This window comes from Pseudomonas allokribbensis, assembly GCF_014863605.1.
In the GTDB taxonomy this organism is placed as follows: Bacteria; Pseudomonadota; Gammaproteobacteria; order Pseudomonadales; family Pseudomonadaceae; genus Aquipseudomonas; species Aquipseudomonas allokribbensis.
Genome location: NZ_CP062252.1, coordinates 3,380,593 through 3,406,687, shown reverse-complemented (window position 1 = coordinate 3,406,687; position 26,095 = coordinate 3,380,593). Strand labels below are relative to the sequence as shown.

At 58.4% G+C, this 26,095-nt stretch carries 21 protein-coding genes; 14 read left to right on the top strand and 7 right to left on the bottom strand.

Annotated features, from left to right (window positions below):
* Positions 1-564 carry a TetR/AcrR family transcriptional regulator gene (locus tag IF199_RS15430; protein WP_011334168.1) on the bottom strand — a complete coding sequence of 188 codons (564 nt, stop codon included), beginning with the start codon at positions 562-564 and terminating at the stop codon, positions 1-3.
* Between the two features lie 531 nt (positions 565-1,095).
* Between IF199_RS15430 and IF199_RS15425 the strand changes: the two genes are divergently transcribed.
* Together IF199_RS15425 and IF199_RS15420 are read left to right on the top strand one after the other, a co-directional pair.
* Positions 1,096-3,207 carry a 3-hydroxyacyl-CoA dehydrogenase NAD-binding domain-containing protein gene (locus IF199_RS15425; protein WP_192557981.1) on the top strand — a complete coding sequence of 704 codons (2,112 nt, stop codon included), beginning with the start codon at positions 1,096-1,098 and terminating at the stop codon, positions 3,205-3,207.
* 130 nt (positions 3,208-3,337) lie between these two features.
* Positions 3,338-4,120, top strand: coding sequence for an SDR family NAD(P)-dependent oxidoreductase (locus IF199_RS15420; protein WP_192557980.1), 783 nt, complete (start codon positions 3,338-3,340; stop codon positions 4,118-4,120).
* Between the two features lie 5 nt (positions 4,121-4,125).
* Here the strand turns inward: IF199_RS15420 and IF199_RS15415 are convergent, their stop codons facing one another.
* Entirely contained in the window at positions 4,126-4,707 is a 582-nt protein-coding gene (locus IF199_RS15415; protein ID WP_011334165.1) for a TetR/AcrR family transcriptional regulator, read from the bottom strand.
* Between the two features lie 403 nt (positions 4,708-5,110).
* On the opposite strand from IF199_RS15415, the gene IF199_RS15410 reads away from it, so the two are divergent.
* The 12 genes from IF199_RS15410 to IF199_RS15355 all read left to right on the top strand — a co-directional run bounded on the left by IF199_RS15410 (position 5,111) and on the right by IF199_RS15355 (position 21,520).
* Entirely contained in the window at positions 5,111-6,535 is a 1,425-nt protein-coding gene (locus IF199_RS15410; RefSeq protein ID WP_192557979.1) for a DUF1329 domain-containing protein, read from the top strand.
* 21 nt (positions 6,536-6,556) lie between these two features.
* Positions 6,557-8,203, top strand: coding sequence for a DUF1302 domain-containing protein (locus IF199_RS15405; protein WP_341807528.1), 1,647 nt, complete (start codon positions 6,557-6,559; stop codon positions 8,201-8,203).
* 26 nt (positions 8,204-8,229) lie between these two features.
* A complete protein-coding gene (locus tag IF199_RS15400; RefSeq protein WP_244142482.1) occupies positions 8,230-10,614 on the top strand; it encodes an efflux RND transporter permease subunit in 2,385 nt (794 codons plus the stop codon).
* Between the two features lie 10 nt (positions 10,615-10,624).
* Positions 10,625-11,569: a WD40/YVTN/BNR-like repeat-containing protein gene (locus tag IF199_RS15395; protein WP_192557976.1), complete on the top strand. Its 945-nt coding sequence runs from the start codon at positions 10,625-10,627 to the stop codon at positions 11,567-11,569.
* A 244-nt stretch (positions 11,570-11,813) separates the two neighbouring features.
* The gene (locus tag IF199_RS15390) at positions 11,814-13,097 is read left to right on the top strand and encodes an acyl-CoA dehydrogenase family protein (RefSeq protein WP_192557975.1); all 1,284 of its coding nucleotides are present in this window, start codon (positions 11,814-11,816) and stop codon (positions 13,095-13,097) included.
* A gap of 56 nt (positions 13,098-13,153) precedes the next feature.
* Positions 13,154-14,287, top strand: coding sequence for a saccharopine dehydrogenase family protein (locus IF199_RS15385; protein ID WP_192557974.1), 1,134 nt, complete (start codon positions 13,154-13,156; stop codon positions 14,285-14,287).
* A 10-nt stretch (positions 14,288-14,297) separates the two neighbouring features.
* Complete coding sequence (locus IF199_RS15380) at positions 14,298-15,857, top strand: AMP-binding protein (RefSeq protein ID WP_192557973.1); 1,560 nt, start codon at positions 14,298-14,300, stop codon at positions 15,855-15,857.
* 13 nt (positions 15,858-15,870) lie between these two features.
* The gene (locus IF199_RS15375) at positions 15,871-17,109 is read left to right on the top strand and encodes a thiolase family protein (RefSeq protein ID WP_192557972.1); all 1,239 of its coding nucleotides are present in this window, start codon (positions 15,871-15,873) and stop codon (positions 17,107-17,109) included.
* A gap of 11 nt (positions 17,110-17,120) precedes the next feature.
* Positions 17,121-18,488, top strand: a complete 1,368-nt coding sequence (locus IF199_RS15370; protein WP_192557971.1) for an NAD(P)/FAD-dependent oxidoreductase — start codon at positions 17,121-17,123, stop codon at positions 18,486-18,488.
* 191 nt (positions 18,489-18,679) lie between these two features.
* A complete protein-coding gene (locus IF199_RS15365; RefSeq protein ID WP_192557970.1) occupies positions 18,680-20,152 on the top strand; it encodes a flavin monoamine oxidase family protein in 1,473 nt (490 codons plus the stop codon).
* A gap of 9 nt (positions 20,153-20,161) precedes the next feature.
* A complete protein-coding gene (locus tag IF199_RS15360; RefSeq protein ID WP_192557969.1) occupies positions 20,162-20,818 on the top strand; it encodes a c-type cytochrome in 657 nt (218 codons plus the stop codon).
* A gap of 39 nt (positions 20,819-20,857) precedes the next feature.
* Positions 20,858-21,520, top strand: coding sequence for a hypothetical protein (locus IF199_RS15355; protein WP_103385267.1), 663 nt, complete (start codon positions 20,858-20,860; stop codon positions 21,518-21,520).
* 90 nt (positions 21,521-21,610) lie between these two features.
* On the opposite strand, the gene IF199_RS15350 is transcribed toward IF199_RS15355, so the two are convergent.
* From IF199_RS15350 to IF199_RS15330, 5 genes are all read right to left on the bottom strand, one after another.
* Entirely contained in the window at positions 21,611-22,267 is a 657-nt protein-coding gene (locus tag IF199_RS15350; RefSeq protein WP_192557968.1) for a c-type cytochrome, read from the bottom strand.
* Positions 22,267-23,751 carry a flavin monoamine oxidase family protein gene (locus IF199_RS15345; protein WP_192557967.1) on the bottom strand — a complete coding sequence of 495 codons (1,485 nt, stop codon included), beginning with the start codon at positions 23,749-23,751 and terminating at the stop codon, positions 22,267-22,269. The genes IF199_RS15350 and IF199_RS15345 overlap by 1 nt, the downstream gene beginning before the upstream one ends.
* 181 nt (positions 23,752-23,932) lie before the next feature.
* Positions 23,933-24,595: a TetR/AcrR family transcriptional regulator gene (locus IF199_RS15340; RefSeq protein ID WP_011334150.1), complete on the bottom strand. Its 663-nt coding sequence runs from the start codon at positions 24,593-24,595 to the stop codon at positions 23,933-23,935.
* Positions 24,596-24,685: 90 nt separating this feature from the next.
* A complete protein-coding gene (locus IF199_RS15335; RefSeq protein WP_192557966.1) occupies positions 24,686-25,102 on the bottom strand; it encodes a RidA family protein in 417 nt (138 codons plus the stop codon).
* 13 nt (positions 25,103-25,115) lie between these two features.
* A complete protein-coding gene (locus IF199_RS15330; RefSeq protein ID WP_192557965.1) occupies positions 25,116-25,949 on the bottom strand; it encodes a phytanoyl-CoA dioxygenase family protein in 834 nt (277 codons plus the stop codon).
* Positions 25,950-26,095: the final 146 nt, after the last annotated feature.

The window sequence follows — 26,095 nt, the reverse complement described above, 5'->3', positions numbered from 1 at the left end:
TTATTGGGGTTTTACGTTAGCGGCGCCGTGCAGGAACATCTGTTCCAGCACATTGGCCGAGTTGGCGCTGGCCGCGCGCCCACGGCGCTCGGCATCGACCATTCCGAAGATCATGGTCAGGAACAACTCTGTGAAAACGGCTGCCGTGATATCGATGCGAAATGCGCCCAATTGCTGGCCGCGCAGAAAAAAAGCATCCAGGGCATCGGCATAAGATTGCCAACGGTCGCCCTCACCGTTGACTGGAAAAGTGTCGGGGCGGTACTGAAAGAGCAGGAAAACCAGCATTTCACGATGAGCCAAATGCTCATTGATCAAACTGCGCAGTGCCTGCACCGGCTCTCCGTGCAGCAGGTCGGTTGTGGTGGTGATCTGGTTCAGCACCGTCTCACCGTGGCTTTCCATTATCTGCACCAAGTTGTCGCGGGTGCCGCAAAAGCGATGCAGCGTAGCCTTGCTCACGCCTGCCGCTTCAGCCAGTTCCTTGAGCGTCGCACGGGGGCGATCAACGATGGCCAGGGCAAGCGCCTTGATGAGTCGTTCATCTTGAGGAGTCAGGGACATCAGTCGGTCTCGAATCGTATTTCAGTCCTCGGAATTGTGCAGGAAAAGCTCATTACTGCAATGAAAACCACAGAACTTGAGCAACTTACTTCATCTGAGACGGAATAAGCTCAACGCCCGACTCACAAAGCTGAACGGATTTCGGGGTATTTGCATGTCATGAACTGCAAAATACCTGGCGTGATCTGCCAAGCTTTTGCATCGTTCGTTATCCAGAATCGAAACCCTCAATAACAAAAGACACTGCATTTGGCTCCCGCCAGATGACGGAGGTTTGCGATGCGCCCGATTCTATTTTCCTGCCTGGCCCTGACTCTCGTCTCCCTCGCCATCTACTCGATTCATAGCTTCTACTCAGTGGGCTCATACGGTGTGTTTAGCCCGGTCAGCTGGAATCCGACAGCACAGTCGCAGCCAGCCTATCCCGTTGCCAGCATCGGTGATGTTTTCCGGAAATTTTAAAACGCCGCTGATATTCGATCTTCAATCACGCCCTCTCAACACCCTGAATACGTCAGTAAGGGACACTCCATGTGTGACCTGATCCATTACCGCGTCGTAGATGGCCTGGCGCTGATCGGTCTTAACTGTGCGCCGGTCAACGCACTCGACCAGACCCTACGTGCAGCCCTCATTGGTGCCTGTGAGCGTGCCGCTACGGACGTAGCGGTGGGTGCCGTCATTCTCTATGGGGTGCAGGGACTGTTCAGTGCAGGTGCCGACATTAAAGAATTCGGGACCGAAGCGTGCTTCGCTGAACCTGACTTGCCTGGCATCCTGACTCGCTTGAGCGCGATTCATAAACCACTGATTGCGGCGATCGGGACGTTTGCGTTAGGAGGAGGGCTAGAGCTGGCCCTGGCCTGCGGATACCGGATTGGTGCGCCAGATGCACGGCTAGGGTTGTCGGAAATCAATCTTGGTCTGATGCCTGGCGCCGGCGGTACGCAACGCTTGCCCAGGCTGATAGGCGCCGAATCGGCTTTGAACCTTATTCTTTCAGGTGAGCAGATCGATGCCGAGCGCGCTCGAATGCTCGGCATTCTTGACCGTATCTCCTCCAGCACCGAACAGTTGCTGGAAGAGGCGCGTGCTTATGCCAATGAGCTGATCGAATGTTGTGCTCCTGCGCGGCCAGCCGAAGCATGGCCAAACCCCGCCGAGGACTTGCCCGATGATTTCCTGGCGCGTTATCGCGTGGAGCATGAGCCGCGCTGGAAAAGTCGACTGGCGCCCAGGCTGGTGCTTTCTGCGCTGGAGGCCGCCTGCCTGTTGCCGATGGAAGAGGGACTGGTGCGGGAATTGACGCTGTTCAAGCAGGCTGAAGCATCACGTCAGTCGAAAGCATTGCGGCATGTTTTCTTCGCAGAACAAGACGCGCGGCGAACGCCCCGGATCGATACGGCTGATCCGTCGCGCAAGATCAACAAGGTTGCCGTGATCGGTGCAGGCACCTTGGGTGGAGGCATCGCGATGAGCTTTGCCGATGTCGGTATTCCCGTTGCGCTGATGGATCTTGATGGGCGCACGCTTGATCACGGTCTCAAACGTGTTCGTGAAAACTATCAGCTCAGCGTCAAGCGCGGAAAACTCAGTGCCGTACAAATGCAGCAGCGGATGGAACTGCTGTTTGGCACGCTCGACTACGCAGACCTTTCAGATGCCGACCTGATCATTGAGGCGGTATGCGAAAAGATGGAGAGCAAGCATCAGGTGTTCCTCGCTCTGGAGAGCGTGTGTAAGCCAGGTGCCATTCTTGCGACCAATACGTCGTCGCTGGATATCGATGCGCTCGCGAAGATGGTCTCTCGTCCGCAGGATGTCATTGGCATGCATTTCTTTAGTCCTGCCAACGTCATGCGATTGGTGGAAATTGTGCTTTGTCAGACTACAGCGCCGGACGTCGTAACAGCTGTCATGGACATCGCCAGACGTATCGGCAAACTTCCGGTCATCTCCGGTAACAGCGCCGGCTCCATCGGTAATCGCATGCTCGAACCCTATGCCCGCGAAGCTCACCGTCTGGTACTGGAGGGGGCGACGCCGGTCCAGGTTGATGCAGTGCTGACCAGTCTGGATTTGAATATGGGCATATTCAGCATGCTGGATCTGGCAGGTATCGATGTGAGCTTTCTAATGCGCGACGCCAATCGTGAAGCCATTGCCCATGACCAGAGCTACTGCTGCCTCGCCGAGGAACTGTATGCCTTGGGGCGGTACGGGCAAAAGACTGGACGTGGCTTTTACCTCTACGAGGGACGTAGTCCAAGGGAGGACCGGGAAGTCATCATGCTGGCAGAGCAGCTTGCCCGTGAACACAACGTTACGCGTCGCAACATCGAAGATCTGGAAATTCACGATCGCTGCCTGTTTGTAATGATCAACGAAGGCATTCGCTTGCTGGACGAAGGTATTGCCCTGCGTGCCAGTGACATCGATCTGGTGTGGATCAACGGCTATGGCTTTCCCGCGCATCTCGGAGGCCCCATGCATTACGCCGAGCAGTTGGGCCTGGAAACGGTGCTCAGCCGCATCCATCACTATCGCAGCGCGCTTGGCGAATACGGTGAGATGTGGTTTCGCCCAGCGGCGCTTCTGGAACGTCTGGTAGCCGCCGGCAGATCTCGCATCGAAATATTCTGAAAATTCCCTTTCTCCGGACGAGAGCGAGTCATGAGGACGACCACGCATCTGCCTCATGCTCGCCCGATTTCGGAGAAAGGGACCTGTTACCCGTAGAGCGCGCCAGCGCGATTCATTTCGAGGTGTGTTGATGACTCAAGATTTCATTCAGAATTTTTCGCTTGCCGGCCGAACGGTATTGATCACCGGCGCCTCCAGCGGCATTGGAGCTCACCTGGCAAGGGTTGCTGGGCATGCCGGCGCCCGGGTTGTGCTGACTGCACGACGCGTCGAAAGACTCGCACAGGTGGCAAAGGACATTGAATGGGATTGCGGGCAAGCGCTGTCCGTCGAACTTGATGTGACTGACCGAGACAGTGTCGAAGCGGCGTTCGATGCGGCCGAAGCACATTTTGGCGTGGTTGACGTGGTACTCAACAACGCAGGTATCGGTAGCGGCCAGCGTCCACTCGAAATCAGTGAAGAGCAGTGGCGTGAGATGCTTTCAACCAATCTGGATGGCGTCTGGCGTGTCGCCCAGGTTGCTGCACAAAGGCTGGCAAAGGCCGGACGTAATGGCAGCATCGTCAACGTGGCCTCGATACTCGGACTGCGCGTTAGCACCGGTTACAGCCATTACTGCGCTGCAAAAGCCGGAGTGGTTCAGCTGACCAAGTCACTGGCGCTGGAGCTGGCGCGGTACAACATCAGGGTCAACGCCATCGCGCCAGGTTATTTCAAGACTGAAATGAACGAAGTTTTTTTTGAGGGTGACAAGGGCAACAGCTACATCCGCGATAGGGTGCCCATGCGTCGACTGGGTCAGTTACATGAACTGGCCGGTCCCTTTTTGCTGTTAGCGAGTGACGCCGGTGCATTCATGACTGGCAGCGTACTGACCGTGGATGGAGGCCATCTGGTCAGCAGCATGTGATCGGCTCAGTGACTGGCCACCAGCAGGGCCAGTGCGGCGCAAGCCGTCTCGGTTTCGGCTCTCAATCTATGCAGGTCTCCATGGGCGGACCACGCGATAGTCAACCCGTCAACCAATTGGACCAGAAGCCGACTTGCGGCCTTTAAAAACTTTTCGCCCAGCTCTGCGCCTACAGCTCGCTCCAGTGCCTGCTCAGTCGCTTCAATTGCTACTGAGTAAATCTTGCTTGCCATTTCGGGGTCATTGCGCAGTGCCCAAAAAAACAACTCACTCTGCGCCTTGGCCGCGTCCGGATGATCGATGAACCAAGTGATCAACTGTCGCAGGACTTCGGCAGTCGTATCAGCGGCAGTTGTCCCGGCAGGGACGTGTTCCAACGCTTGATGAGGCAGGTTAAACAGCGACTCATAGACGGCATAGAAGAGGTCGTTCTTGGTATGGAACACGTAATGCAGCGATGCCAACGGACAACCGGCCGCCGCCGCAATCCGTCGGGTCGTTGCATTGGCGACACCGTGCTCGGCAATCACTTTGATCGTTGCCTCGACGAAATCCTGCCGGCGTAATTCAGCGCCCATTCTGGCCATAGGTCAGCAATCTCCAATATTCCTGGCGCCCTTTATCGGTAAGGGCACTGTCGACGCTTGCGGATGCTACAGCAACGAATCGCCTTGCGTCAGGGAAGAAACGGTGGTCTGAAACTGTCGCACCATTATTGGTAACGACTGTTTCGCAAATTCCCGATTTGGTGCGAACCGAAGAAACATTCGGAAATGTTTAACGAAACTCTCGTGGCTCGAATCTATCCCGCGTCTCTGTAATCGATTGATTAAACGTGACTATTTCCCGCGCTTCAGACATTGGCACCAGCCTTGCTTTGATCAAGCGACTTGGTCAATTGATCAAGTCAGTTGATTAGGTTAGCGCAGGCAACGTGTTACTGCCGTCAAAGTGGCCACGGTGCCGATCAAGACCCACGAGGATCCTCCAATGAACACAGTGATTGAGCGCCCCAATAACAATGTTTCTAAAGGCGTCGTACGCAGATGTTTGATCGCGGCCGTCGCCGCATCAACCTTCATCTGCACGGCGCAGGCGGCAGATAAGGATCCTGCATTGCTCGGCACAAAACTGACCCCGCTGGGAGGTGAGGCGGCGGCCAGCGCCGATGGTGTCATTCCTGCCTGGACACCACCCGGACCACAAGGCGGCGGTTGGAGCCACGGCCAGGTGCGAGGTCAGCAGTGGAAGTTCAAGGATGACAAACCGCTGTTCAGTATCGACTCAGGCAACGTCGCGAAGTACACCGGCAAGCTTTCCCCTGGCCAAGTGGAAATGTTCAAGAAGATACCGGGGTACCGGATGGATGTGTATCCGACACGGCGCAGCTGTGGCGTACCGGATTTCGTCGCGGAAAACACGAAGAAGAATGTCGGTTTCGCGAAACTCGACGGCGAAGGTCTGGCACTGCAGGAGGCTTACGTCCCCGGTATCCCATTTCCGTTTCCAACCTCGGGTGCCGAGGTTATGTGGAACATGAAAATGCGTTATCGCGGCGTCGGCTTCGATATGTCGAAAACCGTTTCCGGAATTTCGCCGCGAAAAGGGAGTGAAGACTGGCTGCGAACCTCCACTGACTGGTTCATGTACACACCATGGGGCGTGAAGGGCAGTGCGTTGTTTTCTTCATTCGATCGACTCGAAGTTGCGACCTACTTCAGCTACTCCGACCCCGCAGCCCTTACCGGGCAGGCCGGCGTGGTGACGACCAAAGCTGGCGAGCAAGCCACTACGTTCTATTACTTCCCGGGCCAGCGCCGGGTACGTCGCATGCCGGCGTACTCCTACGACGCACCGCAAATCGGTCTGGACAATCAGTACACCATTGATGAGTCCAACGTGTTCTTTGGTCCGATGGATCGCTTCGACTGGAAGCTGGTCGGCAAGCAGGAAATGCTTGTGCCCTACAACTCGTTCGGCGCCTACGACAACTCGGCGAAGATTGAGGATGTGGCCAAGCGCGACTTCATCGCCCCCGAGTCGCGTCGCTATGAGTTGCACCGCGTCTGGGTGGTTGAAGCAACCGTTCGCCAGGGCATGCGTCATCAGGCTCCGAAACGTCTGTTTTACATCGATGAGGACAGCTGGAACGCGCTGATGGCGGTGGACTACGACAAACAAGGGCAAATCTGGAAAGTCCGCGAAGGCTACACAATCCCGGTCTACGAGACTGGCACCTGCGATATGGAAGCCCAGGCGCAATACAACCTCGTTGATGGTCGCTACCTCTACGACATGACCTCCATTGGTACCGGCAAGAACGACCATCGCTGGCTCACCGATAGCGCCAACAACCCTCGTCTGAAACGCGACTTCTATACCTCAGACAATCTGCGCGCCACCAGCGAACGCTAACAGCGGCTTTCGGGAACAGACATGAAAAAAATAATCAGTAAAACCTCAGGTCTTGTCATCGCGTGTGCAACCCCATTTGCCATGGCGTTCACCTTTGAAACCGAAAACATCCGAGGCTCATTCGATTCCACTCTCGCTGTGGGCATGGGGTTACGGACCGAATCTCGCGGATGCAATCTCATCACCAGCAGTCCAGGCGGTCACAATCCTCCCAGCGGTTGTCTGGCTCCCAGCGCCAATATTGGTGACCAGGGCGACTTGAACTACGACCGGGGGGATCTGTTCACCAACTACATAAAAGGCACCCATGAACTGGTGCTTAAATTTCCCGAGGACTACACGTTCATGGCGCGCGGAAGTTGGATCCGCGACTTTGCCGCGACCGACACCAGCGGTGCGCTATCGGCCAACCGGCCTGACGGTGTCGGGAGCGACGGCCTCACCAGCAGCGCCCGGGACGATCTGGAGTTCAAAGCGCGCCTGCTGGACCTGTGGGTGAGCAAGAGTTTCGATGTCGGTGAACAGCGTGTTCGTGCTCGTCTGGGTAATCAGGTCATCAACTGGGGCGAGAGCCTGTTCGCTGCCGGCGGCATCAACAATACCAACGCCTACGATGTCATGGCGTTGTCGCGTCCCGGCACCCAGCTCAAGGAAGCCCTGTTGCCAGCGCCGATGTTGAGCCTTGCGTCAGGACTGGGTGCCGGCGTCAACATCGAGGCGTACTGGCAGTTCAACTGGAACAAAAGCGAACTGCCTCCCGTGGGCAGTTATTGGTCCACCACCCATGCACTGGGCGAGGGCAGGGGAGCTTACGGTTACGACGAAAAGGACGCACGCAATGGAGGCCAATGGGGGGTGTCGCTGCGCTGGCAGCCTGACAACACCGATCTTAACCTCGGCCTGTACGTGATGCGTTATCACGACAAACTGCCGTCGTTGAGCATGCAGGTACTGGATCCGGAAACCTTCGCTTTGGCGCAAACCTGGAAGTATCCGGAGGACCGCATGATGTACGGCATCAGTGCCAACATGCCGGTCGGCGACTGGGCATTGGGCACAGAGCTTTCATATCGCCCAAAGGATGCGGTGCCGCTTAATCCAGTCATCGACGCCTGTGCCAGCAACGGTGGCAAATGCTGGAAGGATGAAAAGAAACTGCAATGGCACCTGACCGGCATTTACAGCATGACCCCGTCCAACTCGCCGACGTTGCTCGACCTCACCGGTGCCAGCACCGGCACGCTGTTGAGCGAACTCGTGGTCGTGAAATACCCGGGGCTGCATAACGAGTACGCCGGTGAACCGATTGCCGCCGGTCTCAATACCTGGCAACTGGATCCGTCCATCCCGCCGAGTGCCAAGGGCAACAAAACCTCTTCCGGAATCAGCCTCGATTTCAGCCTGACGTATGACAACACGCTGATCCCTGGCTGGCAGGTGACGCCGGGGGTGTTCTATTCGCAATCTATCAAGGGACGCACACCCAACCTGTCGGCGACGTTCACCGAGGATGCCAGCAGTATGAACCTGTACCTCAACTTCGTGCGCAATCCTGCGAGCTGGCAGATCTCGGCCAACTACGCCAAGTTCATGGGCGGTAAGACCCCTTACGATCAACTGCTGCGTGATCGCGATTACGTCGGCCTTGTGGTCTCCCGAACCCTATGAGGCACGCCGTGAATAGTTCTCTGAAAATGAAGGAAACCAAAGTGCGCGGTGTATTGCCGCGCATCGAACAGTGGTTGTTCACTCATCGCCTGCTGACGTTGTTGAGTTTGGCGGTGTTCACAGCGGGCATGGCCTGGTTTGCCGTCCAGTTACGCATGGAAGCAGGATTTGAAAAGCAGCTACCCATTGGCCACGAGTACATCTCAACCTTTGAGACGTATCGCAACGACTTGCTCGGTGCGAACCGGCTGACCGTGGTGGTCAAGGCTCGTCAGGGTACGATCTGGAGCCAGGTAGGGCTCAAGCGCCTTTATGACGTCACTCAGGCGCTGATTTTCCTGCCGAACGTATCGCGCAGCAGTGTGCGTTCGTTGTGGACGCCCAACGCGTTCGTCAACGAAATCACCGAAGAAGGTTTTCGTGCCGATCCGCTGGTGCCGGGTACGGTGACGCCCGAAAGTCTCGATGAAACGAGCATTGCGATGATCGCCAACTCGACGGCGCAGGGTGGCTTTATCGGAACGCTGGTCGCTCGCGACCAAAGCAGCGCAATGATCACTGTCGATCTCAACGAATTCGATGCTGACGGCCAGCGCCTCGACTATGTGGCCTACAACCATGTGCTTGAGGAGAAAATTCGCAATCAGTTCGAGGACAAGGACTTCGAGATCCAAATCATCGGTTTCGCCAAGCAGATCGGTGACATTGCGGTAGGTGCCTCGGCGGTTCTGGAATTCTGCCTATTGGCATTGTTGCTGACGGCCGCTGCGGTGTACTGGTATTGCCATTCGCTTCGTTTCACCTTGCTGGCGGTGGGTTGCTCGCTGGTGTCACTGATCTGGCAGTTCGGCGCCTTGCGTTTGCTCGGCTATGGACTGGATCCGCTGGCAGTGCTGGTGCCTTTTCTGGTGTTTGCCATCGGGGTCTCCCATGGCGTACAGCAAATCAACTTCATCATTCGCGAGATCGCCTGCGGCAAGTCGGTGGAAGGAGCGGCACGCGCCAGTTTCAGCGGCTTGCTGATTCCCGGCACGCTGGCGTTAGTCACTGCATTTGTTTCGTTCGTAACGCTGTTGTTGATCCCGATTCCAATGGTTCGGGAGCTGGCAATCACCGCCTCGCTCGGGGTGGCGTTCAAGATCGTCACCAACCTGGTGATGCTGCCGATCGTGGCGTCAATGCTACGGGTAGATGCCGGTTACGCCGCTGCCGAGGAAATTTCTCGCCAGCGCCGGGCTCGTTGGTTACGCGGTTTCGCCCGATTGACCGAATGGCACAACGTACGGTGGGTGCTGGGCATGGCCGTGCTGATATTTGTCACCGCGGCCTGGCAAAGCCACGATCGGGTGGTTGGCTCCCTGCAGGCCGGGGCGCCTGAACTGCGCGAGGATGCGCGCTTCAATCGTGATGCGGTATCCATTGCCGGCAATTACGACATCGGGCTGGATTGGCTCAGTGTGGTCTTCGAAGCCAAAACTGACGCCGGCGCAAACGCTTGTGAAGACGTTGCCCTTGGTCAGTATCAGGATCGCTTTGTATGGGCTATGCAAGGTGTACCAGGTGTGGTGTCGGTCACCTCGTTCTCTAACAGCCTGCGGCAGTTTAACGAGGGCTATAACGAGGGCAACCCGAAAATGAACGCAGTGCCCATCGACCCGACCAACTACTCGTCGATGGCCGCCGAAGTAGCTCGAGTGCCAGGGATGATGCGTCCCGATTGCAGCATGACGGCGGTGCATCTGTTCCTCGCCGATCATAAAGCGACGACCATTCACCGCGTGATTTCCGCCGCCAAGGCATTCCGTTCTCAGTTCATTCAGCCGGGCGTGAGCATGCGCTTGGCTTCCGGTAACGCTGGCGTGATTGCGGCGATCAACGAAGAGGTGGAACGCAGCGAGCTGCCCATGATGCTTTATGTCTACGCAGCGATCGCTCTGTTGGTGTTTGTCGTCTATCGAGACTGGCGCGCGGTGTTGGTCTGCTGCCTACCGCTGACACTGGGCACGTTCATCGGCTACTGGTTCATGAAAGAGCTGCAAATCGGCCTGACCATCGCCACCTTGCCAGTCATGGTGCTGGCCGTCGGCATCGGCGTGGATTACGCCTTTTATATCTACAACCGCCTGCAACTGCACCAGGCTCTCGGGCAGCCAATTACCAAAGCGGTCGAGCACGCGTTGCTGGAGGTCGGCGTCGCTACGATCTTTACCGCCATCACCTTGGCGGTGGGCGTCGCCACCTGGGCGTTTTCCGATCTTAAGTTCCAGGCCGACATGGGCAAGCTGCTGGCCTTCATGTTCCTGGTCAACATGATCATGGCCATGACAGTTCTGCCTGCATTCGCCGTGTGGCTTGAACGAATGTTCCCACGGCGTCGTCCAGTGCGCCTGATTGGCTCACTGGTGCATTGAGGAGATCCCGATGCGAAATCTGATTGCGTTACTCGTTCTAATGTTATCGGCGTTATCGCAGGCTTCGCCCTTGCCGACCGTACCTGCAGCAAAAACAGCCAACGCCAGTGCCGCCACGCTGTTGAGTGTTGCCTGGGCTGGGGAGCGAACCGTTGCCGTCGGCGATCACGGGGTGGTGCTGCTGTCGGACGACCGAGGCCAGCATTTCCGTCAAGCGACATCCGTACCGGTGTCCACGCCTTTGACCGGTGTGTCCTTCGTCGACGCCAGACAGGGCTGGGCTGTCGGCCACTGGGGCGCAATTCTCGCCACCAGGGACGGAGGTGAGAATTGGCAAGTTCAACGCTTGTCCAGTGCAGAAGATCGGCCATTGTTTGCGGTGCACTTTTTCAACCCGATCCAGGGTGTCGCGGTAGGGCTGTGGTCGCTGGTGCTGACAACCGATGACGGCGGAAAGACCTGGATCGAGCAAAAAATCGATGCACCTCCCGGAGCGAGTCGTGCCGACTTGAATCTGATGGGACTGTTTGCCGATGGAGCAGGGCATTTGTACGCAACTGCGGAACGCGGCCAGTTATTGCGCTCCGATGACCAGGGCAAACACTGGCGCTATCTGGATACGGGCTACAGCGGCACGTTGTGGACAGGGGCCGTGCTTGGCGACGGTTCACTGCTGGTGGGCGGGCAACGCGGCACCTTGTTGCACAGCTCTGCAGACGGTTCGAACTGGCAGCGCGTACCGTTGCAAAGCAAGAGCTCAGTCACAGCCATCGATGTTTCCGGGCGAGCAGTGATTGCGGTAGGACTCGACGGTTTGATGGTTCGCAGTGACGACGGTGGGACCAGTTTTCACGAGCAACCCAGCAGCGACGGTGTTTCTCTCACCGCGATCCTGCTCAGCGGTGACACTTCACCGATTCTGTTTTCACGGCGAGGCGTCGTCCCTCAACGCTGATGCCATCGATGTGTCGGAAGACAGGCGCCAGCCCGTTCTCCGGCATTTCAGCGCGAAAAAACATCTAGAACCCTGCTGATTTTCGGCCGGATTTTCCGTGCCTGGAAGGCTGCCATTCACGTTTCGAACAATAAACATAACATGTGTTGCGTTAAATAATTTTGCTTGTTAGAGTCGATTGCAAATAACAAGACGCAGAACGTTGCAAAGCGCAGCGACCTGCGATTTCGATGGAGGTACTCTGATGATCTCGCTCAAGTCGACACTTACCCTGCCAGCCGCCGGACTCTCCGGATTCGAAACACCGCTGACAGAAGAGGAGGCTGCAATACAGGCCTCCGTCCACCGCTTCGCCAAAGAGGTGTTACGCCCGCTGGGTCGAGAGCTGGACCGGATGACCCCGGAAGAAGTCGTTGCCCCGGGCTCGCCTTACTATTCGTTGTTCGGCGAATTCGCCAAGCTCGGTCTTGACCCGGCACTGTTGGCGCAGTTACCGCCGGAAATGGCAGTGCGGATCGAATCTCTGATAGGCGAAGAACTCGGCTGGGGCGATGCAGGCCTGGCTGTCTCGCTGGGTTGCGCCGACTTCCCTCTGCAAATGGCCATTGCCGCTGGCAATGCCGAGTTGGTCGAACTCTGCCAAGGCCGGATCGGCTGCTGGATGGCCACTCAACCTGACCGTGGCAGCGACAACCAGATCTTCGACATGGCGCGAGACTGGCCGGCAGGTAAGCTCGGCAATATCGGCAATCTGACCGCTAAAGTGGTCGGCGATGAAGTCATCCTCAATGGCCAAAGCTCCGCGTGGGTCTCCAACGGGGCCATTGCACAGGTTGCACTGGGCTTGATGTGCGCTGATTACGGCGACGGTTTCTACGATGAGAACGGCCGGCCGCACGGTATTGCGCTGATTATCCCCCTCGACCTCAAAGGCGTGTCCAAAGGCAAGTCCCTGGACAAGATCGGGCAGCGTTCCTTGCCCCAAGGCGAAATCTACTTCGACAGTGTACGAGTGCCACGTCGTTTCGCTATTGCCGAGCGCGACCAGTACTACGGTGCTGTCAGCTCCTCCTGGTCGTTCGCCGGCACCCACATGAGTCAGGTGTTCACCGGTGTCGCACGTGCTGCCTTCGAGATGGCGCTGCAGTACTGCCATGAGCGCCGCCAGGGCGGTCATCCGTTGATCGATCACCAGATGACCCGTCTGCGCCTCGGCGAAATGTTGCGTCGGGTCGAGGCAGCGCGTGCGGTCGCCCGACGTTCGTTGAGCTTCGCGCGCCTGTCGCCGCAAACCCACCCGTACGCCACAGCCTCCGCCAAGGTCACGGTGACCGAAGAGGCAATGGCTGTTGTGCAAGAGGCTTTCCGCCTGTTTGGCGGCAATGGCACCACCCGCGAATACCCGATCGAAAAACTGCTGCGCGACACCCAGTCGTCATTGATCGAGGACGGCGAAAACCGGGTCCTGACCATGCGACTGGGGCTGCTTGCCCAGCAGCTGTATGCCGAAGGCTGGGCGAACAACTGACTCTGCAGATTCACCCGACATCACTCATCCAAAAACAACAAATGAGGTAAATCCCGATGGCCAAATATCCAGTAGTTGTCTACGGCGCCAGTGGTTACACCGGCATGCTGATCATGGATTGGTTGATTGACCAGCACATCCCGTTCACCGCCGTAGCTCGCAACGCTGCTCGTGCTCAGGAAATGATGGCGCAACGCGTTGTCGGTCTGGAGTCGGCGACCTACGAAATCATCGAGTGCCCACATGAGGTCGAGGCTTTGGTTTCGGTATTCAAAGGCGCGCGCGTGGTTTGCAACACAGTCGGCCCATTCATCAATTTTGGCCTGACTGCCGTTGAGGCGGCCTTGAAGGCTGGCTGCCATTATCTGGATCCGGCCGGAGAGCAGGCGCACATTCGGGCCTTGCGCGATCAGTTCGGCGAGCTGTATCGCCAGGCGGGTCTGCTGCTGTCGCCATCGCTGGCATATATGTACACCTACGCCGAAATCGCCGCCGAGCTGGCCCTGGAAACTCCGGGCGTCGATTCGCTGGAAACCGCCACACTGACTCGTGGCCCACGGACCGGTGCCGCCGGGGTGACCGTCGGTTCAACGGCGACCATCTTCGAAGGCGTCCGCTATCCCGGGGCCTACCTGTGGGAAAAGGAACTCGTGCCTTATGCACCGAACGCCAGCTTCAATGTGGTTTGTCCCGATCTGCTGGAAGCGGTGTTTTGCCTGCCTTGGGGCGGCACCTCATTACCGGTGTTCTTTGAGGATGATGGCCGTGTCCGCAGTTGCATGTCCTGTGTCGGCTTCTACGACAACCCGGTAATGAAAATGGTCCACGGCCTGGGTGAGAAGTGGGAAGCGGAATACAAGCACTTGCCTAAGGCGCAGCAGGACGCGGTGATTCAGAGCCTCGTTCAATCGACCACTCCAAGCATGCCACCGCGTGAACGCAGCACCTTGCAACGCACCGTAGACTTCGCTATCGGTCGCGGTCAACTGACGGCCGTGCGTGCAACCGTGCATGGCATCACGCCTTACATCGCCACTGGCGCCTTGCACGCTGCGGCCGTGGTCAAGCTGTTGAATAACGACACCGCCAAGACAGGTTTCGCTTCGGCCTCCAAAGCCTTCGGTCATCGCTATCTGCTGGGCTTCCTCGAGCAACGTGGTCTGGCCCGCGCAACCGTTACTCAACTGTGAAGTGACTGACATGGCGATTATTGATTTCTTTGACCGTGGCTGGCGGATCAATCCGCATGGCGCGGCGTATATCCAGGACGATCGGGTGTTCACTTTTACCGAAGTCCGCAACTTGTCATGCCGGATCGCCAACGCACTGTTGGCGGCCGGTTTGCCCAGCGGCACCAAGGGCGCCATCTGGTCTGCCAATGATGCAGTGGCGTGGACCTGCACCTTGGGGTTATGGCGCGCCAATCTTTGCTGGATTCCTGTTGGTGCACGCAACAGCGCCGAAGAGAACCGTCACGTGCTCGACGCGTTCGACTGCGAAGTGCTGTTTTTCCAGAAAGAGTTCGCGCCGATCATCGACGCGTTGCGTCCTGGCCTGCCGAAAATTCGTCTGTGGATCTGTATCGACGAGCACCTGCCGGGGGCACCGTCGCTCAAGTCCTGGATCGATGGTCAGCCGGTCACGGCACCGGAGGTCGAGTATCAACTGGACGATGTCGTGGCACTCTCGCCAACCGGCGGCACCACCGGGCTGCCGAAGGGGGTGATGAACACTCATCGCAGCATCCAGACGTTCTGCGCGCACTTCATGATCAATTTCCCTTACGGGGATGACCATCCGCCAGTCAACCTGGCGGCGGCGCCGATGACCCACACCGCTGGCACGCTGTCGCTGCCGTGCACCTCGCGGGGCGGCACGGTGGTGATCATTACCAAACCGGATCCGGCGCTGATGCTGGCAATGATCCCGAAGTACAAGGTCACCGAAACCTTTTTGCCGCCGACCGTGATTTATCGACTGCTGGACGTGCCGGATCTGGCGCAGAAGGTCGATTTCAGTTCGCTGAAGTATTTCCTGTACGGCGCGGCGCCGATGTCGGTGGACAAACTCAAGCAAGCCATCGAGACCTTCGGCCCGGTGATGGCCGGTGGTTACGGCCAGACTGAAGCCCCAGCCTCGATCTCCAACCTGCCGCCCGCCGAGCATCTGCACGGTGGACGCCTGGCATCGGACGAGCGTCTGTCTTCGGTGGGCCGGCCCAATCCGCTGGTGCGCGTGGAAATCCTCAGCGCCGCCGGGGACATCCTCGGCCAGGGGCAAACCGGCGAAATCTGTGTGCGCGGCGACCTGGTAATGAAGGGGTACTACAAGGACCCGCAGAAAACTGCAGAAACCATCATTGATGGCTGGCTGCACACCGGCGACATCGGCCACGTGGATGCGCACGGCTACCTGCACATTACCGACCGCAAGAAAGACATGATCATCTCCGGCGGATTTAACGTTTATCCCAGCGAAGTCGAGCAAGTGCTGTGGAGTCATCCGGCGGTGCAGGACTGCGCGGTCATCGGTGTGCCGGATGAGCAATGGGGCGAGGGCGTGAAGGCTGTGGTCGAGTTGAGCGCCGGGCTTACCGTCACCGCCGAGGAGTTGATCGAGCTGTGCAAGAGCCGGCTCGGCTCGGTCAAGTCGCCGAAAACCGTGGATTTCATTGATGCATTGCCGCGCAGCCCGGTCGGCAAGGTGCTGAAGAAAGATCTGCGTGCCCATTACTGGCAAAACGTTGACCGGCGTATCTGAGGGGAACGACCTGATGGAACCTATTTACATCGCCGGCATTGCCATGACCGAGTTCGGTCGCCACCTGGAACGCAGTCTCCAGGATCTAGCGCTGGAAGCTTTGCAGGGCGCACTCGCCGACTCCGGCGCCTTGCGCGCTGATATCGGTGCGGTGTTCTACGCCGGCATCACCAACGGTCATCTGCAAGGACAACTGTCGATTCCCGGGCAGGTGCTGTGCAGCAAGATCGGCCTCGAAGGGGTGCCGGTGTACAACGTCGAAAACGCCTGCGCCTCGGGCAGTACTGCGGTTCATCTGGCAGTGCAGAGCTTGCGCTCGGGGGCTACCGACGTGGCCCTGGCGTTGGGCGCGGAGAAAATGAACGTGCCGGACAAGGCGCGGGCGCTGGCCCTGTTCGAAACCGGCTGGGACGTTTCCACTGCCGAAGAGAACTACGCGACGCTTGTGAAAATGGGCGAGGGCATCGTGGTGCCGCCGGGCTCGGAATCCGATCGTCCGTACAGTAAATTCATGGCCATTTATGCTGCCATGTGTCGCTGGCATATGAAGACCTATGGCACCACTCAGCGGCAGATTGCGGCGGTGTGTGCCAAGAACCATCAACACTCGGTGCACAATCCTTATTCGCAATTTCGCAAGACCTTCAGCATCGAAGAAGTTCTGGCGGCGCCTCCAATTACCTATCCGATCACATTGCCCATGTGCGCGCCGTTGTCCGACGGTGCGGCCGCCGCGATCCTTTGCACCGAGGCGGGACTGAAACGCATTGGTGCCGATCCAAAACGTTGTGTGCGAATTGCCGCCAGCGTGATCCGCAGCTTCACCCTGCGCGGGCTCGACGAGCCGCACAAGCACGTCAGCCTGTTGGCAGCGCGTGAAGCCTACGAAATCGCCGGCCTCGGCCCGCAGGACATGCACGTGGCCGAGGTACACGACGCCTCGGCAATGGGGGAAATCATCCAGTCGGAAAATCTCGGACTTGCACCGCTGGGAGAGGGTGGGGTTTGTGCAGAACGGGGCGATTTCACTCTAGGTGGCCGTCTTCCGATCAATACCTCCGGTGGCCTGGAATCCAAAGGTCATCCACTTGGCGCGACGGGGATCGGGCAGTTGTACGAGTTGGTCACCCAATTGCGCGGGGAGGCCGGGTCGCGTCAAGTCCACGGCGCGCGGCATGCCATCCAGGAAAACGGTGGCGGTCTTCAAGGTGTCGAGGAAGCAGCGGTCGCTATTCACATCCTGAGTCGATAGGAGCGCATCACATGTCCATGGCCTATCAAGCACAAGAGTTGGAACGCCATTTTGCAGGCGGACATTTCCGTCGGTTGGGTGGCTGGGTCGAAAGTCCGGTTGATCTGCAGCCAGAGCTCGAAGGCGATGTAAGCGCGGACGTCATCGTGATCGGTGCCGGTTTCGCCGGGCTGTCCACCGCCCTGGAGCTTACGGCGCTGGGAGCGAAGGTCATTATCCTCGAGCAGGAGTTTGCCGGTTTCGGTGCCAGCGGTCGGAATGCCGGTTATCTGGGCGGGAGCATCGGCATTGAGTTCGAGTTGTTCCTGAAACGTGTCGGCAAGGAAAAAGCGCAAAATATCGTCAGGTTCTATGACGAAGCGGTCGCCTACGTCGAAGGTCGACTGCGCGAACTGGGGATCGACTGCGACTACAACGCCTCGGGCATCATCAGGGCGGGGATCCATCCGTCGCAGGAGAAAAGGCTGCGTAAAAGCATGGCCGTGGGCCACGAATTGGGTTCGCCAACCGAGTTTCTGGATCAGGCACAAATGCGCGCGCGAGGGATTCCACCGGCCTTTCTGTTTGGCTGTCTGCAACGCCACGGCGGTACCCTGGACCCTGGCAAATACGTAATGGGCCTGCGCCGCGCTGCACTCCAGGCGGGTGTGAGGCTGTATGAAAACACCACGCTTGAGTCGTACTCCGACGGGCCGACGATCACCTGCCGGACGCCACGCGGTCGGGCGAGCGCGCCAATCGTGGTGCTGGCTACCAATGCCTATACGCCGCAGCTCGGTCTTTTGCGCGACAAAGTCGTACCGTTTCGGGTTTCGGCGGTCGAAACCGAGCCATTGACACCACAGCAGTTGGCATCGCTGGGCTGGGCAGGGCGGGAAGGGTTGACCACGCCGCACCTGGTGATGGAAAGCCATCGCCTGACCGCACGCAATACGCTGCTGATGACCACCAAACGACTGGGTTATGCCTACGGCTCGAAAACCCCGAACATTCCCGATGAGGTGACCTACCGCGCGTTGCAAGACAACCTTGGCGTGCGTTTCCCGACGTTACGCGGTGTCGGCATTCAAGCGTGCTGGAGTGGTTACGTCAGCATGGCCTACGACGCGTTGCCGGTGGTGGGCGAAACCGGGTCGCACCACAACATTCTCTACACCGCGGGTTGCTCCGGACACGGTGTCGCCTCGCAGTCGCTGATCGGCCATCTGCTGGCAGAAAGGATCGGAGGTATCGAGCATCCGCTGCTCGCCGCGCTGCGGCATAAAACTCCGAAAACCCTGCCCGAACCGCTGCAGTGGTGCGCCGTGAATGTGGCGCTGGAGGGAGCACATCTGCTGGACGAATACACCAACCGCAAAGTTGTGCGCCCTCATGCCTGACAGTTGAGGCTTATAGAACCGACACGCTGATTTTCCGTGGTGAAGCTGACCTTGGAGTCCTGGGTCCGGCAGGCGTTCGCCTGCAGAAAGACAAAGGAATGTTTGCGTTCTCGTCACCACTTTTTTACTGCCGCACCCACGCTCGGCCACGGGCGTTCAATCCAACAATAACGTGATGTGAGGCATCGAACATGAGTACTGACGCCCCTCCCGATCTGAAGCGAAGACAATTACTCAAACTGGCCGGTGCAACCGCCGCCGTGGGATCGATCGGTTTGAACCTTGGTCTGGCCAATGCCGCCGATGCGCTGCAAAAAGACAGTTCGGACGATGTATTTGATGTGGTGATCATCGGTGCCGGCCTGGCTGGTTTGACCGCCGCCCGTGATCTGCATCTGGCAGGCTGTGAGTCGCTGCTGGTGCTTGAAGCGCGTGATCGTGTCGGCGGCCGCACCCTCAATCATGACTTGGGCTCCGGCTACATCTCCGAAGCCGGAGGTCAGTGGATCGGTCCAGGACAAACCGCCGTAGCGGATCTTGCCCGTGAGCTTGAGGTCGGCACCTTTCCCAGTTTCTATGACGGGGAAACCGTGATCCTCGGGGGCGATGGACGTGTCGCTGTCGATTTGAAAGGCACCTTCGGTACCGACGAAAGCGTCTCGGCAAAACTCAGCGAGCTGTCGCGTGATGTGCCGTGCGGTGCGCCATGGAAATCCCCCAAGGTGGCCGAACTGGACAAGCTCTCGGCGGGCGACTGGCTCGCTCAGCAAAACATCAAGCCGGAAGATCGCGCAGGGTGGAATGCCAGCTTCCTCCTGACCTGCGGTGTCACGCCGGCGAAGATGGGCTTCTTGCATTTTCTGTCGATGATCAATTCGGCCGGCAGCGAATACATGCGGCTCGATTCGATCAAGGACAGCGCGCAAGGCACGCGGATCGTCGGCGGTTCACAGGTTCTCAGCAGCAAAATGGCGCAATTGCTGGGCGACAAGGTTCGCTTGTCGTGCCCAGTGCGCAAAATTGCTGACTGGAACCGCGACATCGTCAGACTGCAAACGGATCAGGGCGAGATCCGCGCCCGCCGGGTGATCATGGCGATTCATCCCGCGCTGTGCCAACGCCTGCAATTCGATCCACCGCTGCCCGAAGCTCGCGCCGCCCTGCAGCGGGCCTGGCCAGCGCACTCGCCGGCACGCAAGACCGCAATGGTTTACCCGCGGCCTTTCTGGCGTGACAAGGGCTTGAACGGCCACATCATTCAGGTCGGTGGGCCAGTCATCTGGGCTTATGACAACTCGCCGCCAAACGGCGAAATCGGCGTGATCAATGCATTCATTCTGAATGCCGCAGGCCCCACCGACCCCGAAGCCGCGAAGCGTGTGCAGACCGAAATCTATGCACGCGCCCTGGGGGACGCAGCGCTTGAGCCGGTTTCCTACCACGATCACGACTGGGCGCATTTCGACCCGTGGACCATCACGTGCGTGTCGCCGATTCCTCCCGGTTTCTGGTCGACGCATGGTGAGGCACTGCGTCCGCCGTGCGGCAATCTGTTCTGGTCTGGCACCGAAACCGCTGACATCTGGGCAGGTTACATGGACGGTGCCGTGCGCGCCGGACGCCATAGCGCCTTGCAGGTGCTCAACGCGTTACGTCGGGCATAGGAGGCGGCAATGAAAAAAATCATAGCGCTTGGCGTCATCGCGGTTATTGCGGTGCTGGTGGTGGTTTTCGGGCGTGATCTGCTCGACCTGTATCGGCTGCAGACTTACATCACGACCTCCACGGAGGCCTATCAGGCCGAACGCGGAAACTGGCCACACCTGACCGATGCCTGCACCGGTTGCCATGGCAGCCACGGTAACTCGCTGAACCCGATGTATCCGAGCCTGGCCGGGCAACCCGCCGCGTACCTGTCTGCCCAGTTGCGCAACTTTGCAAGTGGGCAACGGCTCGCTCCCAACATGGGGCCGCTGGCGATGACCCTGAGCCCGGATGAAGTTGATCTGCTGGCGAAGTTCTACGCCCGGCAATCGGTCGTTGCTCATGCGGCTGTCAGCCCTGACGAGGGGCTGAAGGAAAAGGGTAAACAGCTGGTGCAAACCCGAGGTTGCACCGCCTGTCATGGTGCCCAACTGATGGGCCACGACACCTTCCCGCGCCTGGCTGCACAAGGCCAGGACTACCTTTTGGCCCAGCTCAACGCTTTTGCCAGCAGCGAGCGCACTGAGCCAAGTGGCGCGATGCAAGCCATTGCAGCGGCGCTGTCAGCGCAGGAGCGCCAGGCAATTGCTGCTTACCTGGCTGCACTGGTTCCTCAATCCCGCTAACCCATCAAATTTTCTGTCAGCTGTACCGAGGCTATCGTTATGGAACCGAGAAATATTGTGCTGTGCCTTGCCTGTTTCTTGCTGCTTGCCAATGGTCTGACCTTTGGCATCAGGTTTCTGAAGAAGAGAAACCTGCTACTGGCTCTGGAGTGGTTTGTGGTTGCCTTTTCGGCGACAAACTTCCTGATCTTTTTCCTGACAGGATCGGAGCATGCGTACCTGATTTCATACTTCTGCGACGCGTTCTCCAGAGCCTTCGGGATTCCGCTGATTACCGTGCTCGGACTGATGGCGGTAACGCATGCCTACAAGCCCTCGATGGGCAAGGAGCTCATGATGTTTGCCGGCGCTCTGCTGGGCACACTCGCGTTGATCTCGACCAAGGTTCTGGTCACGCTCCTGCCGTATTTCTACGTGCTGATGTGGGTGATGTTTTCGGTCTACCTGGTGTATTTCGCAGTACGCCTTGCAAATGTCGGAGAGTCGCTACACGCGATCGGTGTGATGATTGGCATGCTAGCCTCACTGACCATTGCGTGCATCTACGATTTCTACAAGATCCCCGGCGACGACAGCAATGTGCTGCTTAACTTCTACGTGCTAGCACTGACGACCTGGGCTTATCTGCTGGTGCACCTCTATTACGCGTATTGCGCGCTGGAGCGCGCGAAGGGTGCAATGGCAGTTCTGCAAACGCGCTGAGGAGGATAGTTGAAGTGCTCGAAGCCGCCGTTTTGGCGGCTTTTTTGCGTAATGCAGGGTAGGGCGGTGGGCATCCTTGCCCGGGCAGGATCAAGGGTTCAGCTTGGCCAGATACTGCGCCACGGCCTTGATGTCCTCATCTGACAGGGTGCCCGCCATGGCATTCATGGCCTGCGTCGGATCGATGCGTTGGCCACGTTTGAAAGCGCTCAGTTGATCGCTCAGATAAAGCTGCCCTTGTCCGGCGATACGCGGAGCCTGGGGGCCGCCAGAGAGTTTTTCACCGTGGCAGGCTGCACACCCATTGGCGGCGACCACACGCTGACCGCGCTGGTCCAGCGCATCATCCCGGGCCGGGACTTCAGTCACGCCTGGTTGCTGTTCGGCAAAATAACTGGCCAGGCGCTTGATCTGCTCGTCGGTCAGATTGGCCGCCAGCGGCTGCATCTGGGCACTGTGGCGACGCCCTTCGGCAAACGCGCGCAACTGGTTTTCGATGTATGCCGCAGGCTGCCCTGCAAGCGCTGCGTATTGAGCGTCGCGGGGTTGACCGCTGGCGCCATGGCAAAGCGCGCAGGTGTCCTGCAACTGTGGCCACGCACCGCCGTTGGCCTGGTACGCAGCGTCGTGCTGATCCACGGCCTGCATGAAACGATAGCCCGCCCACAGTTCCGGACCATAAATCGCTATTGATCCGGCCAACGCCGCGCTCACGGTGATGACTCCAAACACCATAGTCCGCTTCATCAGGCGTTCCTCCGTGGTTGAAGCAACGCCTGCAGCGCTTCCATTGCCGCGCGGTGTCCAGCGCGGACCGCACCGTCCATTGCCCCGGCCCAGATTTCCGCAGTCTCGGTACCCGACCAGATCAGGCGACCGACCGCCGGCGTCAGGTACTCGCCCCATTGCGTCCAGAAACCGGGGGGCATGGGAGAAATACAACTCAAACTCCACGGGTCGATCTTGCCCCAGTCCAGATCATGAAACTGAATCGGGTGCAGGGCTTGTTCGCCCATGGCGCTGGCGTAAATCGCCGACAGGATGTCCTGCGCCGTTTTCGGGTCATGGGGTAATTGGCCGATCCTGACGAAGCCGCTGAGCACACCCAGGCTGCCGTCCGCCGGGGAGTTGTCAAAGGCCCAGATCAGCGGACCTTCCACTGGCACAATCTGCCCGTTGAGGCCTTGGTCGCGCCAGAACGGGCGCTCATAGACGTGCACGGTCTTGCGCATCGGTGCATGGGCCGGCCAATGCCGCTGCAGTTCGGCACGCCCGGACGGCAGGGGCGGATCGAAGAGGATCTGATTGCACAACGCCGGGCTCAGCGCAGCAATTACCTGCCGCGTGCGGATGATGCCCTGATCGGTGTGCAACTCGACGACATCACGATCCCAACCGACAATCTTGCGCACCGGGCACGCCAACCGGATTTTATCTCCCAGCGCCTGCGCCATCTTCAAACTGAGAATTTGCGAGCCGCCAGCCAGGCGAGATTCCTGCGCACCGCCCTGGACCCCTTCGAGCTTTTCAAGGCGGCAGTCCGACGAGTTGATCATCGCCAGGTAATGCAGGAGTCCCATGCCGGCCGGCGTGGTACCGAAGGTGAGGCTCACGGACATGTTGAAGCCGATCTTGTCGACGTTGCTGATGCCTTGACCGGCCAGCCACTGGCCGATCGACAGTTTGTCCAGCTCAGCCGCGTCCTTGGCTTTCCACGGCGCTTTGCTGGGGACGCCTTCGGCGAGCTTGTTCAGTTTTGCGACGACTTCTGTATTGGAATTCGGCCCGTCGCTGAGATCTTCCTGGATGTTGACCTCGTCCATCAGATACACCGCCTTGCCCTTGTAATAGGTGGGGAAGGTGGCGACATCGAGCTGTCTGGCCAGGTCGGCGATCGACGTTTGCCCCGGGCCGATCCATTGGCCACCGGCCTCGGAGATCACGCCATTGCCCAGATCATGGTTAAGCGTGCGACCACCGACGCGGTCGCGGGCTTCAAGCACGGCAAACGACTCGCAGCCAGCGGCCTGGAGGTCTCTGGCGGAGGTTAGCCCGGAAAGCCCTGCGCCAATGATCACCACATCCAGTATCGAGGCATCTACAGGTTCGATTTGCGCCATCGCACGCCCGGTGACACCAAGCCCTCCGGCGAGGGCTGCGCCTCCGATCGCTTGCAATAACAACCGTCGCTGTCGTGATTGCGTCGACAGTTGATCGAGATCCGCACTCATCTTCACCTCCGTTTTTTATTTATAATCACAGATGTTATGTGAATATATGACGGATCAGGAATTCAGCAAAGTGAAATCGGCGCGATGTCGGTTAACCGTGGGTATGAGCGTAACGCGGGCGCGACCAAGCAGGGTTCGCTGCGCAAATGAAGCGAACCTTGTTGATGCTGGAGGGCGGGGTTTAGCGAGCGGGGCTGATCAGCGTGATGACCGCATCCATCAAGGCCTTGCTGCGTTTGGCTTCAAATCGCTCTGGCTCGATTGGCAGCATCATCATCCAGCCGTCACTCAGCGCGCTGAGCTGATCGGCAAGCAGATCGGCAGCAATGTCCTTGCGGATGATGCCTTGGCTTTGTCCCTTGCGCAGAATGCTGGCGAGATCCTCGCGGAAGCGCGAATAACGTTTCTGGATCACGTCGGCAAATACCGGTTCGTGCCGAGCGTGGGCAAGCATCTGAAACAAGGCCAGCCAGCGCGCTGAGTCGTTGGCTTGAGTCAGGTTCAACCACTGCTCGATCATTGCCCTGACATCGACTTTTTCCTGACCGGCATCCAGCAAATGGTCGAACTCGTCGAACAGACTCTGCGCCGCCGCCGTGATCATTTCTTCTTTGTTGGCAAAGTAATAGGTCACGGCCCCCGTGGTGCACCCGGCATGACTGGCGACCTTGCGCAGAGACGTCCCGGCATAACCTTCCTGGGCAATGACTTCGATGGCTGCGGTCAACAGTTCACCGCGTTTTTCCAGACGATTACCTACCGGACGACCGCGACGTGGAGCGGGCGCGGAATCACTGTCAATGGAGTGCTGACTATCCGTGGAAGGCGCTTGAGCATCATGCATGAGAGAAAGTGATTCCGTTGGTTGAAGGCGTTGAGTCGACAGTGGCTGCGAACGCCATTTTGGCTTGGCACGTCGCGATCATGCAATCGTTCAGATTCGACCGCTGCCAATCACCGCGACGGCCCGGACTTCCACGCGCAAGCCCGGCATTGCCAGTTGGGAAATGCCGACAGCGGTCCAGGCTGGATAACGTTCAGGGAAATATTCGTCCTTTACCTGTCCAAAGGCGTGCACTTCGGCCTGCAGATCGGTATGAAACGTCATCAGCTCGACCACATCTGCCAGGCTTGCGCCCGCAGCTTCGAGGATGGTCCGCAAGGACTGAAACGCCAGATGGGATTGCGCCTGGATGCCCTCGGCTGGAACCATGGCCTCGTCGATACCGACCTGGCCGGACACCCAGATCATGTTGCCGACGCGTGTGGCCTGGGAAAAGTGGAAGTTGTCGTAGATCGCCTGGGTGTGACCAGGGTTGAAGGACTGACGCTGCAGGTCTTGAGTGCTCATGGCGGTGCTCCTCTTATATTAATTGGCGGAACGTTGGGTGGCGGAAGGCGTCTCCCGCTTTCAGCGTCGACAGCTCTTCAGTGAACAGCACGCCTTGCTGCGGATAACCGGAGACGCTGTGTTCTGGCAAAGGATGGAAGGTGGCGTCGTCGCCAAAAAAACGGAAAACGAAGGTGTGACGATCCGGGAAGGCTTCATCCACCGGAGCGCCCCCATGCAGCGAACCCGGATGCAGCAGGAGGATATCGCCAGGCTCGGTGGCCCACGAAATGATCTCGAATGCCTCAGGATCGTTTTGCCGCAAAGCCTCGATGTCCGGCAGGCGTGGCAATGCATCGCCGCCATGCAGCGGTTGAGTCGGATCATTCGGATCGCGAAACGTGGTGCCGTCGTAGCGTGGTCCTTTGTGCGAACCTCGAACGACTTCCAAAGCGTTTTTCTTCGGCACTGATTCAAAGCTGATCCAGGCATTCGCCCAGTGGTTTCCGGCCCAAGGCAGATAAGACGTGTCCTGATGCCAAAGCGTGCGAGAACCGCGTCCACCTGCTTTGAGAAATACTTCTTCGGCGAAGTACCACACATTCTCCGAACTCCAGAGCTCGGCAAATAGCTCGCCAAAGGGTAGGGAAGCCACCAGTTCTTCGAGACGGGCCTTTGCAACGGGATTGGCGTTGTCGACGTGCGACTGCTGCTCCGTTCCGTCGAACATTCGAGTCGCATGAGGGCCATGATTCTCAACAGCCCAGTCGTAGGCTGCACGGCACTCGGCCAATTGATCTTTGCTCAGAAAACCTTTGATCAGGACGGCCCCGTCTTCCAGGAACGCCTTTCGCACAGAGAGTTGCATGAGAGCTTTCTCCTCGAAAATGCCACTTGGCGATTTCGATGCTAGCAGGCGATAAGATTAAACACAACAGTCGTTATTTTAATAATGTTATTATCAATGGAGGCCTATGCAGATGCTCTGCGGCGGGGCCCCGGTGATCACTCGCT

Bases quoted from the DNA above. Each gene is read 5' to 3' on its own strand.
- IF199_RS15350 (WP_192557968.1), bottom strand. From the start codon at position 22,267: ATGAAGCGGACTATGGTGTTTGGAGTCATCACCGTGAGCGCGGCGTTG.
- IF199_RS15395 (WP_192557976.1), top strand. From the start codon at position 10,625: ATGCGAAATCTGATTGCGTTACTCGTTCTAATGTTATCGGCGTTATCG.
- IF199_RS15330 (WP_192557965.1), bottom strand. From the start codon at position 25,949: ATGCAACTCTCTGTGCGAAAGGCGTTCCTGGAAGACGGGGCCGTCCTG.
- IF199_RS15385 (WP_192557974.1), top strand. From the start codon at position 13,154: ATGGCCAAATATCCAGTAGTTGTCTACGGCGCCAGTGGTTACACCGGC.
- IF199_RS15335 (WP_192557966.1), bottom strand. From the start codon at position 25,102: ATGAGCACTCAAGACCTGCAGCGTCAGTCCTTCAACCCTGGTCACACC.
- IF199_RS15340 (WP_011334150.1), bottom strand. From the start codon at position 24,595: ATGCATGATGCTCAAGCGCCTTCCACGGATAGTCAGCACTCCATTGAC.
- IF199_RS15430 (WP_011334168.1), bottom strand. From the start codon at position 564: ATGTCCCTGACTCCTCAAGATGAACGACTCATCAAGGCGCTTGCCCTG.
- IF199_RS15355 (WP_103385267.1), top strand. From the start codon at position 20,858: ATGGAACCGAGAAATATTGTGCTGTGCCTTGCCTGTTTCTTGCTGCTT.
- IF199_RS15380 (WP_192557973.1), top strand. From the start codon at position 14,298: ATGGCGATTATTGATTTCTTTGACCGTGGCTGGCGGATCAATCCGCAT.
- IF199_RS15360 (WP_192557969.1), top strand. From the start codon at position 20,162: ATGAAAAAAATCATAGCGCTTGGCGTCATCGCGGTTATTGCGGTGCTG.
- IF199_RS15405 (WP_341807528.1), top strand. From the start codon at position 6,557: ATGAAAAAAATAATCAGTAAAACCTCAGGTCTTGTCATCGCGTGTGCA.
- IF199_RS15375 (WP_192557972.1), top strand. From the start codon at position 15,871: ATGGAACCTATTTACATCGCCGGCATTGCCATGACCGAGTTCGGTCGC.
- IF199_RS15420 (WP_192557980.1), top strand. From the start codon at position 3,338: ATGACTCAAGATTTCATTCAGAATTTTTCGCTTGCCGGCCGAACGGTA.
- IF199_RS15400 (WP_244142482.1), top strand. From the start codon at position 8,230: ATGAAGGAAACCAAAGTGCGCGGTGTATTGCCGCGCATCGAACAGTGG.
- IF199_RS15410 (WP_192557979.1), top strand. From the start codon at position 5,111: ATGAACACAGTGATTGAGCGCCCCAATAACAATGTTTCTAAAGGCGTC.
- IF199_RS15415 (WP_011334165.1), bottom strand. From the start codon at position 4,707: ATGGCCAGAATGGGCGCTGAATTACGCCGGCAGGATTTCGTCGAGGCA.
- IF199_RS15390 (WP_192557975.1), top strand. From the start codon at position 11,814: ATGATCTCGCTCAAGTCGACACTTACCCTGCCAGCCGCCGGACTCTCC.
- IF199_RS15365 (WP_192557970.1), top strand. From the start codon at position 18,680: ATGAGTACTGACGCCCCTCCCGATCTGAAGCGAAGACAATTACTCAAA.
- IF199_RS15345 (WP_192557967.1), bottom strand. From the start codon at position 23,751: ATGAGTGCGGATCTCGATCAACTGTCGACGCAATCACGACAGCGACGG.
- IF199_RS15425 (WP_192557981.1), top strand. From the start codon at position 1,096: ATGTGTGACCTGATCCATTACCGCGTCGTAGATGGCCTGGCGCTGATC.
- IF199_RS15370 (WP_192557971.1), top strand. From the start codon at position 17,121: ATGTCCATGGCCTATCAAGCACAAGAGTTGGAACGCCATTTTGCAGGC.